General features: G+C 74.3%; 12 protein-coding genes. 1 reads left to right on the forward strand and 11 read right to left on the reverse strand.

All coding sequences use genetic code 11. The annotated features are described in order from the left end of the window. Positions 1-72: 72 nt before the first annotated feature. Positions 73-1,662 carry a (2,3-dihydroxybenzoyl)adenylate synthase gene (locus ACZ466_RS01885; RefSeq protein ID WP_378285505.1) on the reverse strand — a complete coding sequence of 530 codons (1,590 nt, stop codon included), beginning with the start codon at positions 1,660-1,662 and terminating at the stop codon, positions 73-75. 58 nt (positions 1,663-1,720) lie between these two features. Further along, complete coding sequence (panD, locus tag ACZ466_RS01890; protein ID WP_378285506.1) at positions 1,721-2,128, reverse strand: aspartate 1-decarboxylase; 408 nt, start codon at positions 2,126-2,128, stop codon at positions 1,721-1,723. 76 nt (positions 2,129-2,204) lie between these two features. Between panD and entS the strand changes: the two genes are divergently transcribed. Beyond that, on the forward strand, positions 2,205-3,512 hold the full coding sequence (gene entS / locus ACZ466_RS01895) for an enterobactin transporter EntS (RefSeq protein ID WP_464042713.1): 1,308 nt from the start codon (positions 2,205-2,207) through the stop codon (positions 3,510-3,512). Positions 3,513-3,557: 45 nt separating this feature from the next. Here the strand turns inward: entS and ACZ466_RS01900 are convergent, their stop codons facing one another. The 9 genes from ACZ466_RS01900 to ACZ466_RS01940 all read right to left on the reverse strand — a co-directional run bounded on the left by ACZ466_RS01900 (position 3,558) and on the right by ACZ466_RS01940 (position 16,112). Continuing rightward, the gene (locus tag ACZ466_RS01900; protein WP_378287764.1) at positions 3,558-6,932 is read right to left on the reverse strand and encodes a non-ribosomal peptide synthetase; all 3,375 of its coding nucleotides are present in this window, start codon (positions 6,930-6,932) and stop codon (positions 3,558-3,560) included. A 37-nt stretch (positions 6,933-6,969) separates the two neighbouring features. Then, positions 6,970-7,809: an ABC transporter ATP-binding protein gene (locus ACZ466_RS01905; RefSeq protein WP_378287765.1), complete on the reverse strand. Its 840-nt coding sequence runs from the start codon at positions 7,807-7,809 to the stop codon at positions 6,970-6,972. A 91-nt stretch (positions 7,810-7,900) separates the two neighbouring features. Continuing rightward, on the reverse strand, positions 7,901-8,971 hold the full coding sequence (locus ACZ466_RS01910) for a FecCD family ABC transporter permease (protein ID WP_378287766.1): 1,071 nt from the start codon (positions 8,969-8,971) through the stop codon (positions 7,901-7,903). Then, positions 8,968-10,008, reverse strand: coding sequence for a FecCD family ABC transporter permease (locus ACZ466_RS01915; protein ID WP_378287767.1), 1,041 nt, complete (start codon positions 10,006-10,008; stop codon positions 8,968-8,970). Before ACZ466_RS01915 ends, ACZ466_RS01910 begins: the two co-directional genes overlap by 4 nt. A gap of 65 nt (positions 10,009-10,073) precedes the next feature. Then, a complete protein-coding gene (locus ACZ466_RS01920) occupies positions 10,074-11,588 on the reverse strand; it encodes a caspase family protein (RefSeq protein ID WP_378287768.1) in 1,515 nt (504 codons plus the stop codon). Continuing rightward, the gene (locus tag ACZ466_RS01925; protein WP_378287769.1) at positions 11,546-11,920 is read right to left on the reverse strand and encodes an effector-associated constant component EACC1; all 375 of its coding nucleotides are present in this window, start codon (positions 11,918-11,920) and stop codon (positions 11,546-11,548) included. Before ACZ466_RS01925 ends, ACZ466_RS01920 begins: the two co-directional genes overlap by 43 nt. 174 nt (positions 11,921-12,094) lie before the next feature. Continuing rightward, entirely contained in the window at positions 12,095-14,215 is a 2,121-nt protein-coding gene (locus ACZ466_RS01930) for an MMPL family transporter (RefSeq protein WP_378287770.1), read from the reverse strand. Positions 14,216-14,327: 112 nt separating this feature from the next. Then, positions 14,328-15,017, reverse strand: coding sequence for a response regulator (locus ACZ466_RS01935; RefSeq protein WP_464042717.1), 690 nt, complete (start codon positions 15,015-15,017; stop codon positions 14,328-14,330). Positions 15,018-15,026: 9 nt separating this feature from the next. Beyond that, the gene (locus ACZ466_RS01940) at positions 15,027-16,112 is read right to left on the reverse strand and encodes a sensor histidine kinase (protein WP_464042719.1); all 1,086 of its coding nucleotides are present in this window, start codon (positions 16,110-16,112) and stop codon (positions 15,027-15,029) included. Positions 16,113-16,151: the final 39 nt, after the last annotated feature.

Here is a 16,151-nt window from a genome sequence, read left to right on the forward strand (position 1 = left end):
GGAACGCCCTCCGCACCCCGCTGCCCGGGTGCGGAGGGCGTCCGTCGTGCGCCCGGCTCGGAACCGGCGGGCTCAGCCCAGCCGGGCTGCCAGGGCCTTCTTGTTGATCTTGCCGACCGGGGTGCGGGGGAAGGCGCCGGTCGTCTCGATCCGGTCGGGGAACTTGTAGGCGGCCACCCCGCGCTCGCGCAGGAACTCCTTGACCTCGCGCAGCCCCGGCGGCGCGGCGCCGTCCCCGGCCGCCTCACGGAGGATGAGGAACGCGCAGGTCCGCTCCCCCATCACCGGGTCGGGCATGCCGACCACGGCGGCGTCGTGCACGGCCGGATGGGCCAGCAGGTGGTTCTCCAGCTCCTCCGCCGAGATCTTGTCGCCGCCCCGGTTGATCTGGTCCTTCTCGCGCCCCTCCACGATCAGGTGGCCGGACGGCAGCCGCCGCACCAGGTCGCCGGTGCGGTAGAACCCGTCCGGGGTGAACGAGCGGGCGTTGTGCTCGGGCGCCCGGTAGTAGCCGCGCAGCGTGTACGGGCCGCGGGTGAGCAGCTCGCCGACCTCGCCGTCCGGCACGTCCGCGCCGTCGGCGTCGACCACGCGGACCTCGTCGGCGGGCGACAGCGGCCGCCCCTGGGTCCGCTCGACCAGGTCGGCGGGGTCGTCCAGCCGGGTGTAGTTGAGCAGGCCCTCGGCCATCCCGAACACCTGCTGCACCGAGCAGCCGAGCACCTTGGGCACCTGCGCGGCGCGCTCGGCGGCGAACTTGGCGCCGCCGACCTGGAGCAACTCCAGCGACGAGAGGTCCTCGTCGGACCACGACACCGCGTCCAGCCACAGCAGCGCGATCGGCGGCACCGCGGCGCACACGGTGGCACGTTCCCGCTCGATGAGCGGGAACGCCTCGTCCGGCGACCCCGAGGGCGCCAGCACGACCGTGCCGCCCGTCGCGAACACGCCCAGGATGCCGGGGCAGGCCAGCGCGAAGTTGTGCGCGGCGGGCAGCACGACGAGGTAGACGGTGTCCTCGCCGAAGCCGCAGACCTCCGCGCTCGCCTCCAGGTTGTAGACGTAGTCACGGTGCGTCCGCGGGATGAGCTTGGGCAGGCCGGTCGTGCCGCCCGACAGCAGGAACACGCCGACGTCCGCGGGGTCCGGGCCGTCGCCGGCCGGCACGTCCGCGGGGTCGGCGTCGAGGTCGGCGAGCGCGGCGAACTCCTGCGCGTCGCCGTCCACGACGACGTGCTCGACCCGGAGCGTGCGGGCCAGGGCGCGGAAGTCGAAGCCGCCGTCGACGTCCGGGACGACGTAGGCGCGCGCCTCCGACAGCTCGCACAGGTAACCGATCTCGCTCTCGCGGTGCGCGGGCAGCGCCAGCACGGGCGCGGCCCCGATCCGCACCAGCGCCAGGAACACCACGACGAACGAGGCGGTGTTGGGCAGCTGCACGACCACGCGGTCGCCGCGGCCGACGCCGAGCCGCCGGAACCCCGCGGCGGTGCGGTCGGCGCGCCGGTCGAGCTCGGCGTAGGTCAGCCGCTCCGGACCGGCGACCAGCGCGACCCGGTCGGGCGCGCCGCGCAGCACGCCGCCGAGCAGCCGGTCGCTCCAGTAGCCCTCGCGCGTGTAGCGCTCCTCGAGCTCCGGGGGCCAGGCGATGAACCCTTCCACGCCGTGCCCTTCCCGGGGGCGGCCCCCCGGACCCCCCGAAGCCGCTTCGCCGCCCATTTCAGCGCCCCGCGAGCTGCGCCTCGGCGCCCGGCACGGGCTCGGCCGGGTCGGAGCCGAGCGCGACGATCCGGTTGGCGGCGTCCACGTGCACCACCTTCGGATCGTGCGCGCTACGCTCCGACTCGTCCACCGACGCGTAGGTGATGATGATGACCAGGTCGCCCGGCTGCACGATCCGCGCCGCCGCCCCGTTGATCCCGATCACGCCGCTGCCGGCCTCCCCGGTGATGGCGTAGGTGACGAGCCGGGCGCCGTTGGTGATGTCGACCACCTGCACCTGCTCGCCCTCCACGATGTCGGCCGCGGCCATCAGGTCGGCGTCTATCGTCAGCGACCCCACGTAGTGCAGGTCCGCCTGGGTGACGGTGGCACGGTGGATCTTTCCGTTCATCAGCATGCGCTGCACCGGTCGGCCTCTTTCTCGAAAACAACTAAGGCTAGGCTTACCTTAGCTACTACCCCTGCCGAGGAGAACCCCGAAGATGCTTCGCCGTCTGGCCATGGACATCAGCCCCTTGCGCAGCAGCAGACCTTTCCGCAACGTGTTCATCGCCAGAACGGTGTCGGTCTTCGGCATCGGCATGCTGATGGTCGCGCTGCCGGTGCAGGTCTACGACATGACCGACTCCACCGTGCACGTCGGCGCGGTGGCGGCCTCCAGCGGGTTCGCGCTGCTGGTCGGCTTCCTGTGGGGCGGCGTGCTCGCCGACCGGTACGACCGCCGCACGCTCATGCTGCGCGCCCGCACCGCCGCCGGCATCGGCTTCGTGCTGCTCACGCTCAACGCCTTCCTGCCGTCGCCGTCCCTGGCCGCCCTCTACGTCCTGGCCGCCTGGGACGGCCTGGCCACCGGCATCAGCGTCACCGCCCTGCTGGCCGCGACACCGGCGCTGGTCAAACCCGACAAGCTCGTGGCGGCGGGCGCGCTCAACGCCCTCACGGTGCGGCTCGGCTCGATGCTCTCCCCCGCCCTCGGCGGCATGGTGATCTCCGCGGTCGGCGTCGGCTGGAACTACGCGGCCGCGGCCGCGGGCACGCTCGCCACGCTGTTCCTGCTGACCGGGCTGCCCTCGCTCAAGCCCGAGGCCGAGACGCATGAGAAGCCGCTGAAGGCGCTCGCGTCCGGGTTCCGCTTCGTGTCGACGCACCGGGTCGTGGGCTCGCTGATGCTGCTCGGCCTGCTGTTCATGGTCGCGGGCGGCATCCCGGTGCTGCTGCCCGCGTTCGCGGCGCTGAGCCTGGACGGCGGGCCCACCACGATCGGGTTCCTGTACACCGCGCCCGCCTGCGGCGCCGTGCTCGCCTCCGTCACCAGCGGCTGGGCCTCTACGGTCCGGGCGCCCGGACGGGTCCTGCTCGTCGCGTCCGTCGCCGGGTTCGTGACGCTGGCGCTGCTCGGCCTGGCCCGGCACCCGGTGCTGGCCGTCGCCATCCTGTTCCTTTACGGCTTCGTCGCCTCCATCGAGGAGATCCTGCGCTACGGCCTCATCCAGAGCCACACGCCCGACGCCTACCTCGGCCGCGTCAACGCCCTCTGGTCGGCGCAGGAGACCGGCGGCGAGGCCGTAGGGTCGCTGGGCGCCGGCGCGCTGGGCCGCTACCTCGCGCCCGGCGCCGCCATCGTCGTGTACGGGACGGTCAGCGCCGTCCTCGCGCTCGCGCTCGCGCTGTCCCTGGCCGGGCTCCGCGGCGCCACGCTCGAACCCGGCCAGGCCGCGGCTCCGGATCCCGCGCCGGATCCGGAGCCGGGCCCCGCTCCGGGTGCCGAGCCGGACCCGGAGCGCGCCTGACCGGTCCGGCCGCGCACCACCCCAGTGCGCGGCCGGACCGGAGCGTTACGAGCGGGCGAGCCGCTCGGACACCTCGTCCTCGGACATGCCCTCCACCATGAGCCAGATCTCCGCGACGGCCTCCAGCCGGCCGGGGCTCTCCTCGAGCTCGGTGAAGCGGCGCGCGATCCCCGCCACGGTCCGCTGGTTGAACACCACGCGGACCGGCAGGGACGTGGTGTCGAGGGCCTCGCGCAGCCGCGCGATGACGGACGTGGCCAGCACCGAGTCGCCGCCCAGGGCGAAGAAGTCGTCGTCGGCGCCGACGCGCTCCACCCCGAGCACGCCGGCGACGACGCGGGCCAGCACCTTCTCCACCCCGGTGCGCGGCGCGGTGTAGGCCCGGCCGCCCTCGCCGCCCGCCTCGGCGGCCAGGGCGGTCAGCGCCTTGCGGTCGACCTTGCCGTTGGCGGTGAGCGGCAGCTCGGCCAGCGGGACGACCAGCTCGGGCACCATGTGCGGCGGCAGCAGCTCGCGCGCGTGGGCGAGCAGCCCCTCGACGCCGCCGGCGTCCGGGCCGGTGACGGCGGCGGCCAGCCGCCCGGCGGCCAGCAGGCCGACCGCGCGGCCCACCTCCGGATGGCTCTCCAGCGCGGCCTCGACCTCGCCGAGCTCGATGCGGAAGCCGCGCACCTTGACCTGGTGGTCGCGGCGGCCGAGGAACTCGATCGTGCCGTCGGGCCAGTAGCGGCCCAGGTCGCCGGTGCGGTACCAGCGGGTGCCCTCGTGCTCCACGAACCGGTCGGCGGTGCGCTCGGGGTCGCCGGTGTAGCCGTCGGCGACGCCCCCGCCGCCGATCCACAGCTCGCCGGCGACCCAGTCGGGACGGTCCCGGCCCAGCTCGTCCACCACCCGGCAGGCGACGCCGCGCAGCGGCACGCCGTATGGGATCGCGTGCCGGCCCTCGGGCACGCGCGCGTCCTCGACTTCGAGCACGGTGGAGTGGATCGCGGTCTCGGTCGTGCCGCCCAGCGCGACGAACCGGGCCCCGGGGGCGCGCTCGCGCAGCAGGCCGGGCAGGTGCGCGCCGACCCAGTCGCCGCCCAGCAGCACCAGCCGCAGAGAGGGCACCGGCCCGGTCGCCAGCAGCATCTCCAGCACCGACGGCACGCAGTTGAGCACGGTCACCGACCAGCGCCCGGCGAGCTCGGCCCAGCGCGCGGCGTCGCGCCGGTCGTCCTGCTCGGGCAGCGCCACCGCGCCGCCCGACGCCCAGGGCGCGAACAGGTCGAACACCGACAGGTCGAAGTCCAGCGCGGACACCCCGAGGGTGGTGTCGGACGCGCCGAGCGCGAACCGCTCCACCAGGTCGCCGATGGTGTTCATCGCGGCGCCGTGCGACACCTCCACGCCCTTGGGCTCGCCCGTCGACCCGGAGGTGAACAGCACGTAGGCGACCTGGCCGGGACGGATCCGCACCGGCAGGTCCAGCGGCGCGGCGTCGCCGGTCTCCACGGAGGTCAGCGGGACGGTCACGCCCGCGCGCTTGCGGATCCGCTCGCGGCGGGCGGCGGGCTGCTCGGGGCCGATGGGGACGTACGCGGCCCCCGCCGCCAGCACGCCGAGCACCGCGACGGCCTGCTCCGGCCCCTTGGGCAGCTCCACCGACACGCGGTCGCCGGGGCGCACGCCGCGCTCCACCAGCCGCGCGGCGACGCGCAGCGCCCGGTCGGCCAGCTCGCCGTAGGTCAGGGTGCCGTCCAGGCCCCAGCGCAGCGCGGGCGCGTCCGGGGTGGCGGCGGCGTGCCCGAAGAAGCCCTCGGTGAGGGTGCGCGCGGGCGGGGCCTCGGTGGCGTTGAGCCCGTGCCGGACGCGCAGCTGCTCCGGCGTCGCGGCGATCCGCAGCGGCTCGTTCCAGTCGGCGTCCGGCGCACCCAGCCGGGTGATCTCGCGGGTGTAGGCGGCGAACATCGTCTCGGCGACGCCGTCGGGGAAGGCGGGATCGCGCACGTCCCAGTTGAGCAGCAGCCCGCCCGACACCTCGGTCACCTGCGCGTCCAGCAGCACCTGCGGGCCCTGCGAGACGATCCACTCCGGTTCGCCGAAGCTGCGCCGGACCCGCTCGCCGAACAGCTCGCCGAGGTTGAGCGCACTGGTGTAGACGATCGGGGCGAGGACCTGCTCGCCGCGCACCCGCGACAGGTCGCGCAGCACCTCCAGGCCGGAGTAGTCGCTGTGCGCGCCCGCGGTGTGCAGCCGCGCCTGGACGGCCCGCGCCCGCTCGACGAACGGCAGCTCCGCGGTGAGGTCGACCTCCAGCATGATCGACCCGGTGAAGTCGCCGACCACCTGGTCCACCTCGGGGTGCACCGGCTCGCGGTGGAACAGCGGCAGGTTCAGCAGGAACCGCGGCGTGGCCGACCAGGCCCCGATGACCTCGGCGAACACCGCGGCCAGCGCCATCGCGGGGGTGACGCCCTCGCCGTGCGCGCGGGCGATGAGCCGGTCCTTGTCGTCCGGGGACAGCCAGTGGTGCATCCGCACCACCCGGTCGCCGGGCTCGGGCACGACCGGCAGCTCGGGCGGGCCGGGCAGGTCGGCGAGCCGTCCGGCCCACCACTCGCGGTCGCGCTCGCGGGCCTCGGCGCGCGGGTCGGCCGCGAGGTAGCGCGCGTAGGTGTAGGTGACGGGATCGAGCGACTCGCCCTCGTACAGCGCGGCGAGGTCGGCCAGCAGGGTGCGGTAGCTCATCGCGTCCGCGGCGACCATGTCGACGTCGAGGTGCAGCCGGGCGGCGCCGCCGGGCAGCAGGCTGAGCCGGGCGTCGAAGACCCGGCCGTCCTCGATCGGGAGGCGCTGCACGGACATCTCCGCGCGCACCCGCTCAAGTTCCGCCGCCGCGCCGCCGTCGCCCGCGTCGCGCAGGTCGTGCACGGCGATGGCGGGGCCGGGACGTTCGGGCAGGACGCGCTGCGTGCCGTCGTCCGACACCGCCACGCGCAGCATCGGATGCCGCTCCACCAACGCGCGCACGGCCGCCTCGAACCGGGTCGGGTCGATCTCGCGGCCGTCGAGCTCGACGTAGAGGTGCGCGGCGACCGACCCGAGCGCCTGCCCGGCATCGCGGCCGATCCAGTACGCGTGCTGCATCAACGCCAGCGGGAACGCCTCGGCGCCGACCTCGGTCTCGGGCTCGGGCTCGGCAGCGGCCGGTTTGGGCTCGACGGCGCCGCGCTCTTCGAGGAGTTCCCACCACTGGTTCAGGGTGGGCCGTTCGGCCAGCTCGGCGAAGCGCACCTCGACGCCGCGCTTGCGCAGCCGCCCGGTCAGCCCCATGAGACGGATCGAGTCCATGCCCAGCTCGATGAGGTTGTCGTCGGGCCGGGCCTCCTCGCCCAGCACCTCGGTCAGCGCGGTGTGCAGTTCGTCCCAGGTCAGCACGGCACTCCTCTTGAAATTTAGGTAAGGCTAACCTAAATCAAGCGCCCTTGACCGTCAACGTCGCCGACGCCGGCACGGCCCCCCGCGGACGGTCCGCGCGCCGCCGGTCCACCGGCACGATCAGCGGCGTCCCGCACTCCGGATCGTCGATGACCTGGCACGGCAGCCCGAACACCCGCTCCACCAGATCCGCCGTCACCACCTCCTCCGGACGGCCCTGGTCGATGATCTCGCCGCCGCGCATCGCCACCAGATGCGTCGCGTACCGGCACGCGTGGTTGAGGTCGTGCAGCACCGCCACCAGCGTGCGGCCCTCCTCGTGCAGCCGCGAGCACAGGTCGAGCACCTCGATCTGGTGCGCGATGTCCAGGAACGTCGTGGGCTCGTCCAGCAGCATGATGGGCGTCTGCTGCGCCAGCACCAGCGCCAGCCACACCCGCTGCCGCTGGCCGCCCGACAGCTCGTCCACCACCCGGCCGGCCAGGTCGGCGACCCCGACCGCGTCCATCGCCTCGTTCACCGCGCGCTCGTCGGCCCGCGACCACTGGCGCAGCAGCCCCTGGTACGGGTACCGGCCGCGCGCCACCAGATCGGCCACCGTGATGCCGTCCGGCGTGATCGGCGACTGCGGCAGCAGCCCCAGCCGCCGCGCGACCTCCTTGCCGTGCAGCGAGGCGATCGGCGCGTCGTCCAGGAAGACCGTGCCCGCCTTCGGCTTCAGCAGCCGGGCCAGCGAGCGCAGCAGCGTCGACTTGCCGCACGCGTTCGGGCCCACGATGACCGTGAACGACCCGTCGGGGATCTCCACCCCCAGCCCCTCGGCCACCACACGCTGCTCGTACGCCAGCGTCAGGCCCTCCGCCCTCAGTCTGCTCACGCGGCCACCTCGCCTAGCGGCTCGGTGGCTGCCTCGCCTAGCGGCTCGGCCATGCGTGAGCTCCGCTGCCGTGTTTTCAAGTTCACTCCGTTCACGGCATACCCCTCCGTCCCTTCGTGGACAGCAACCAGACCAGATACAGGCCGCCCAGCACGCCGGTCACCACGCCGACCGGCAGCGCCACGGGCAGCCGCAGTGAGACCAGGTCGCCGCACACCAGCAGCGCGGCGCCCATCAGACCGGCGGACAGCAGGTGCGGCCCGGTGCGCCGGGTCAGCCGGCGCACCAGCTGCGGCGCGGCCAGCGCGACGAACGGGACCGGGCCGACCGACGCCGTCGCCGCCGCGCACAGCCCCACCCCGGCGACCACGAGCATCGCCCGCGCCCGCTGCACCGGCACGCCCAGCGCCTGCGCCGCCTCGTCGCCCAGCTCCCCCATCCCCAGCTGGCGCGCGAACAGCAGCGCCATCGGGACCAGCACCAGCAGCGCCAGGGCCAGCGGCACGGCCTGGTCCCAGCCCCGCCCGTTCAGGCTGCCGGTCAGCCAGAACGCCGCCTCGTACGCGTCGCGCAGCTCGGCCCGGGTGATGAGGTAGGAGTTGAACGCCTCCAGCATCGCGGCGGCCCCGACCCCGACGAGCACCAGCCGCATGCCGTGCACACCGCCGCCCTTGTAGGCGATCAGGTACACCGCCAGCGCGGTCACCACCGCGCCCAGCACCGAGCTGGCCGCGATGGCCACGAACCCGCCGCCGAACACCAGGATCTGCAGCAGCGCCCCGGTCGCCGACCCCGTCGTGAACCCGATGAGGTCGGGACTGCCCAGCGGGTTGCGCGACATGCTCTGGAAGACGGCCCCGCTCATGCCCAGCGCCAGCCCCGCCAGCAGCCCCACCACAGCCCGCGGCAGCCGCAGCTTCGTGACGATGAACTCGGTGGCCTTGTCGCCCTGACCGACCAGCACCTGGACGACCTCGGCCGGGGAGATGGGGAAGTCGCCCGTCCCCACCACGAAGACCGCGGCGCCGCAGGCCACGGCCAGCAGCGCGGCGCTCACCGCGGCGATCCGCGGATCGAATCGCACCGACACGCTCCCGGCGCGCACCACCCGGCCGGACCCCTTGTCCATGCGCGGCCCCGCCGAGGCACCCAGCGCCTTCATAGTTTCCGCATCCCTCCGCGCCGCACCATCAGCATGAAGATCGGCGCGCCCAGGAACGCGGTGACCAGCCCCGTCTCCAGCTCGCCCGGCGTCACGACGCGTCCCACCACGTCCGCGCCCAGCATCAGCACCGGCGCCAGCAGCAGCGAGTACGGCAGCACCCACCGCTGGTCGGGCCCGACCCACGCCCGCACGACGAACGGCACCGCCAGCCCCAGGAACGCGATCGGCCCCACCGCCGCGGTCGCCGAACCGCACAGCACCACCACCGCGACCGCGCCCAGCGCGCGCGTGCGCCCCGGCCGCACGCCGAGCGCCTGCGCGGACTCCTCGCCGAGGTCCAGCGCGTTGAGCGCCCGCGCGAGCGACAGCGCCAGGACCGTTCCCACCAGCAGGAACGGCAGCACCTTGACGAAGACCCCCAGATCGCGTCCCGACAGCGAGCCCACCTGCCAGAACCGGAACCCGTTGAACGTGCGCGGGCTCATCAGCATCAGCCCGGCCGTCAGCGCGGTGAACACCGCGTTGATCGCCGCGCCCGCCAGCACCAGCCGCCCGGGCGAGGCCCCGCCCCGGCCGTGCGCGCCGATCAGGTAGACCAGCACCCACGCCCCGGCCGCACCGGCGAGCGCGGCCCACACGTAGACCATCACCTCGTCCGTGCGGACCAGGCTCATGACCGTCACCACGGCCAGCGCGGCACCGCCGTTGACGCCCAGCAGCCCCGGCTCGGCGAGCGGGTTGCGGGTCAGCGCCTGCATCAGCGCCCCGGCCAGCCCAAGCGCGCCGCCCACCGCCACGCCGAGCAGCGTCCGCGGCAGCCGCAGCTCGCGCACGATCAGCGCGTGCTCCGAGCCGTCCGGCGCGAACAGCGCGCCGAACACCTCACCCGGCGGGATCCGCTGCGCCCCGATCGCGAAGCTCGCCGTCACCGCGACCACGAGCAGTCCCGCCAGCACGAGCAGCCCGGCCCACCGGCCGGCGCGGATCCCGCTCCGCACGGGCGGCGGGCGGTCGCTCGGGGGGGCTTTCCGCACGGACGTCAGCACAGATTTAGGCTAGCCTAAGCTAAATCGCCACGCGATCCCCCAACCCGGCATCCTCACGCGGTGCGCCGGGACCGGCGTCCCGCCAGCCGCGCCGCGACGGGCGCGAGGACCGCGATCCGCGCCGGTCTGCCCATCGCCAGGGCGACAAGGCAGTACCCCCTCAGCACGATCGGCAGCAGCAGGAACCCGGCCGTGAAGACGTTCAGGACGATGTCGTTCTCGGGCATCGGTTCATTGCCGTACCGGACCAAGCCGTAGCCGACGCCGACCATCGTGCCGACGACGGTGTAGAGGACCGTCAGCACGTCGATCGCAACGCACTGCCACGCGTGGAACCTTGCCAGGCCGGTCCTCGCCCTGACCAGCACCAGGCCGAGGAAGAACGGCAGGAAGTAGGCGGCCGCCGCCGGGCCGAGTCCTTCCCGCGCGGCGGGATGCGGCGCCGTTCCCACCGGCGGGAGAACCGGCCCGGCGCGGTGCGGAGGCAGCGGAGCACGCTGCGGCGGGACGAACGGCTGCGGAACGGGCGGGCGGGGAACGGGCGGCTGCGGAAGGGGCGGCCAGGTGGCATGGCGCCGGACGTCCTCCACCGCTTCGCGGGCCCTCGCGGAGACCTGCCGGCTGTCGTCGTGCTGCATGGCCACCAGGCGTTCGAGGGCCGTGGCCCCCGCCGGGAGGCCGTCGCGGGCGAGACGCCACAGGGCGTTCACCGCCTCCAGGCGGGACCCGGTCAGCAGGCTGCCGGCCGCGGAGAGCACCTCCTCGGGGATCGGCCGGGGCCGGGCCCCGCGCGGGCTGGAGGCGACCACCAGCTCGCCGCGCACGTCCACGAACTTGGTCGGCGTCTGGTTCGACGTCGTCTCCCGGATCCGCCCGTACGCGTACTCGTACAGCTCGTCGATGGTGACCCGGCCGTCGCCGTTGAGATCCGCCTCGCCGGTCCGCAGCCCTTGGATGACGGCGCTGGTGAAGACGGACGGGCGCGGCCCGCCGGCGGTGGGCCGGCCCGCCGACACCCGGCCGTGGTCGACCTCGAAGGAGTACTCCAGCGACGTGGACGAGCACAGCACGGCGCAGCCCGATCCTCTGAGGCGTTCGGCGACGTCCACGTTGCCGCCGGAGCGGGCGACCATGCCGCGCGTGAAGGCGCCGCTGTGGCAGCAGTCGAGCAGGAGCACGATGTTCCTGGAGCGGCTGTGCCGGAGCTGGTCGCTGACGTAGGCGGCCGGGACGGCGGTGGAGTTCGGCCGGGCGAGGCGGGTGCCCGTGGTCGCGAAGTAGAACCGTCCCGCTTCGTCCTTGTAGCCGTGGCAGGAGAAGTACAGCAGGAGGACGTCGTCGGGCTCCGCGTCGGCGAAGTGGTCTTCGATCGCCTCCATCACCAGGTGGGCCGGGTCGTTGCGCAGAACCCGCACGGAGAAGCCCCCGATGGCCTGGTCGGCCAGGACCGCCTCCAGTTCGTGCACGTCCTGCATCGGCGAGCGCAGCCGCTGGAGTCCGGGGTCGGAGTACCGATCCGACGCGATCAGGAGAGCTCGTCTCGGGTTTCGGGATGCCGCGTCAGCCATTCGATCAGTTGCTGTTCCTGCTCCGGGGACGGGTCGGAAATCTCGATGGAGTCGGCCCCGCGCGTGACCTTGATGGTCCGGTCGGGGCGGGCCGCGAGCCAGGCGAAGACGCCCTCGGCGAACGCCGCGACCACCGGGCTGGCCCCCAGGGCGACGACGAGCGCGCCCAGCGCGGCCACCGCCCCCGACTTGGCCCCCTCGGGCGCGGCGCCCATGGGACGCCGGACCCGGAGGTCGCGGTCGGCCAGATCCCGGTACAGCCGCACGGTCAGCTCGTCCAGCCGGAGAGGGTCGGCGCGGCTCTCCCTGATTTCCACGAAGGCGGTGTCCATGGTGAATTCCTGCATGCCCGTTCGACGTGGCCGCCATTGATCGCGATGGCACGAACGGTGTCTCGATTGCGAATACACTCGCAGGTAACCAAAACAAAGCCGACATTTCCGAATTGGCATTAACCATGGCGGCGGCGCCCCCCGGAGTGAGGGGCGCCGCCGTTCTTCCTTTCGTCAGTGCGCGGCCAGCGCGTCCTTCTCCGGCCCGGCGTTCGGGGCCTCGCGCGGCGGGGGCGCCTCGGACAGGGCCAGGCGGGCGTGCACGGGACGCAGCGCCCGCGGCAGCCACCAGTTCCGCCGCCCCAGCAGCGTCATGGTGGCCGGGACCATCAGCATCCGCACGACGGTCGCGTCCAGCGCCACCGCCAGCACCAGGCCCAGCCCGATCGTCTTGATGGGCGCGAAGCCCCCGGCCACGAACCCGGCGAACACGATGCCGATGAGCAGGGCCGCCGCCGTCACGATGCCGCCGGTGCGCTGCAGCCCCTCGGCGACCGAGCCGCGCGGGCCCGCCCCGGCCAGCCAGCGCTCGCGGATCCGCGACAGCAGGAACACCTCGTAGTCGACCGACAGCCCGAACGCGATCGCGCCGATCAGCACCGGGACGGTCAGGTGCACGTATCCCAGGCCCTCGCCGCCGACCAGGCCGGCGAGGTGGCCGTCCTGGAACACCCAGACCACGATGCCCAGCGCGGCGCCGATGCTCAGCAGGTTGGTCAGCACGGCCTTGACCGGCAGGATCAGCGAGCCGGTGAAGGCGAACAGCAGCAGCAGCGTGCCCAGCGCCACGACCGCGACGGCCCAGGGCAGGCGTTCGGCGAGCATCGCCCGGTAGTCCATCAGGCCCGCGGTGTCCCCGGTGACCTGGACGCGGAACGGGGCGGGCAGGTCGCGGACGGCCTCGACGGCGCGGCGGGCCGCCGGGCCCTCGGCCGAGCCGGTCGGGGTGGCCAGCACGATGGTGGTGCGCGGCGCGATCTGCTCGGCGCGCACGTCGGTGACGCCCGGCCGGGCGGCGAGCGTCCGGCGCAGCCGCTCGACGCCGGGGTCGTTCACCGGCGCGTCCGCGATCACCTGGATGTCGCCGCCGCGGCCCGACCGGTCCGGGAAGTGCGCGTTCAGGCCGTTCCACATCTGCCGGGTCTCGGTCGAGGACGGCAGCATCCGCGGGTCGCCCTGGGAGATGCGCATCCCGAACAGCGGCAGCGCCAGCGTGACCAGCACGAGGCCCGAAACGGCCAGGGTCAGCACGGGCCGCCGCTGCACGGCGCCCGCGACCCGCGCGAACACGCCGCGCCCGCCGTCCCGGCGCCTGGACGCGGAGATCCGGTGCCCGAACCGGCCCAGCAGCGCGGGCAGCAGCGTCAGCGCGACCGCCATGTCGACCACGACGACGGCGGCGCCGGCCAGGCCCATCGAGCGCAGGAACGGGTCGGGGAAGACGACGAGCCCGGCCAGCGCGACGGCCACGGTCAGGCCGGAGAACATGACGGTCCGTCCCGCGGTGGCGACCGTGCGGGCCACGGCCTCGCCCACGTCGGCCGTGGCCTGCCGCTCCTCCCGGAACCGGTTGACCATCAGCAGGGCGTAGTCGACGGCCAGGCCCACGGCCAGCATCGTGGTGATCTGGATGGAGTAGACGGAGATGTCGGTGACGGCGCTGAAGGCGAACAGGATCCCGAAGGTGCAGCCGACCCCGGCGAAGGCGACCAGCAGCGGCAGCCCGGCGGCCAGCAGCCCGCCGAACACGACCAGCAGCAGCACCAGCAGGACCGGGGTGCTGAGCAGCTCGGCGCGGACGACGTCGCGGCCGGCCTGCTCGTCGAACTCGGCGCCCGACAGCGGCCCGCCCGCGACGGTGACGCGGGCGTCCACCGCGCGCAGCCGTTCGGCGGCGGCCTCGGCGGCCCGTTCCTGGACGTCCTTGCCGGGCGCGAGGGTGATCTCGACGAGGAGCGCGGCACCGGTCGTGGCCGACGGCAGCGGCCCCTCGACACCGGTGACGCCCGGCACCGCGCGGACGGCGGCCAGCGCGGCCGACACCTCGCGGTTCAGCCGCGGGTCGTCGGCGGGCCGCCCGGTGATGACGGCGGTCAGGCTCTCGGGGCGGGGGGCGAGCCGCTCGACGCGCTGCTCGGCGCGGCTGGACTCGCTGCCGGGGACGGTGCCGACGTCGCCGACCAGGCGGCCGAACACCCCGACGCCGATGCCGAAGCCGGCGAACACGACGGCGCCCCAGAGCACGATGACGACCCAGGGCCGCCGGACGGCGAATGCGGAAACGGAACGGATCACGACAGCCTCCTACGCTTGCGTGGCTGCTCCGATGCTCCGCCGGAGACGCGTCCGGCGAATCGCCGCCAGGAGCGGACTTGCGGGCCGCTCTCAGGAGCGGCCGGCCTCACTCTCAGGAGGGGGCGGGCGGCGCGTTCTCGCCGGGCTGGACCAGGCCCGTCTCGTAGGCCAGCACCACGGCCTGGACGCGGTCGCGCAGGCCCAGCTTGCTCAGCAGGCTGCTGACGTGGGTCTTCACGGTGTGCTCGGTGACGTACAGCTCGCGGGCGATCTCCGCGTTCGACAGTCCCCGGGCCACCTGCCGGAGGGTGTCGGTCTCGCGGGCGGTGAGCGTGGCGAGCCGGGAGTCGTCGGCGGGACGCGGCGCCGCGGGCCGCCCGCCCCGTCCCACCACGTCGGCGATCAGGCGGCGGGTCACGGTGGGCGCGAGCAGCGCCTCTCCCCCGGCCACCACCCGCACCGCCTCGACCAGCTCGGCCCGCCGCATGTCCTTCAGCAGGAACCCGCTGGCCCCGGCCCGCAGCGCGTCGTAGACGTACTCGTCGAGGTCGAAGGTGGTGAGGACCAGCACCCTGGCGGCGGTGTCGCGGCAGACCGCGGCGGTCGCCTCGATGCCGTCGACGTTGGGCATGCGCACGTCCATCAGCACCACGTCGGGCCGCAGCTCGCGCGCCGCCCGGATCGCCTCGGCGCCGTCGGCGGCCTCGCCGACCACCTCCAGGTCGGGCTGCGCGGACAGGATCATGCCGAAACCGTCGCGCACGAGCGCCTGGTCGTCGGCGATGAGGACGCGGATCGGCACGCGATCAATCTAGGCCAGCGGCAGGCTGGCCGTCACGCGGTAGCCGTCTCCGCCGGGGCCCGGTCCGGCCGCCAGTTCCCCGCCGGAGGCCGCCACCCGTTCCCGCATCCCCACGAGCCCGAGCCCGGCGCCCCCGCCGCCCCCGCCGAACGCGCCGCGCCCGTCGTCGCGGACCTCCACGTCCAGCGCGCCGTCCCGCCAGCTCAGCCGCACCCGGACCTGGTCGGCCGCCGCGTGCCTGACCGTGTTCGTCAGCGCCTCCTGCACGATCCGGTACGCGGTGACGGCCAGGTCGGACGGGACCGGCCGCGGCTCCCCGTCCACCTCCAGCGTCGCCTCGAGCCCGGCGTGCCGGACGTCGTCCACCAGGGCGGGCAGCGCTTCCAGGCCGGGCGGCGGCCGCCGGGATGCCCCGCCCTCCTCCGCGCGCAGCACGCCCAGCGCCCGCCGCAACTGCGCCAGCGCCTCCCGCGCCGTCTCGGAGATGGTGTCGAACACCTCCTCCGCCTTGTCGGGATCGGTGCGCACGGCGACCGGCCCCGCCTCGGCCTGGATCACGACCATGCTCATGGAGTGCGCCATGATGTCGTGCATCTCCCGCGCGATGCGCTCCCGCTCACGGGTGGCCGCGGCGACCTGCCCCTCGGCGAGGCGCGCCGCCCGTTCCTCCAGCATCGCGATCCGGTCGCGCCGCGCCCGCGCGCCGACGCCGAGGGCGTACGCCGCCGTGAACGCGATCCCGACCAGGCCGAGGTTGAGCACCTTCTCCTGCGGCACCCCGACCGACAGCATGACGCCGACGAACGTGCCCGCCGCGGCGATCAGCCGCTCCTTCGGCGGGCACAGCGCCGCGAAGGTGTAGGTGACGACCAGCTGCGCGGGCGGCAGATCGCCCAGCGCGCCCGTCATCGCCTGCACGATCGTGCAGACGCCGACGACCTGGGTGACCCAGAACGGGTACCGGCGCCGCCACAGCAGCGCCGCCGACGCGGCCCCGGCCACCAGCGGCATGTACCAGAAGAACCGCTCGTTCACGATCGACTGGATGACCGCGTTGGCCAGGCACGCGACCGCGATGACCGCGTCCACGGCCACGGGCGGCAACGTCTGGGCCCGCGTCACAACCCGGGAGAA

The organism is Actinomadura rugatobispora (assembly GCF_055379765.1).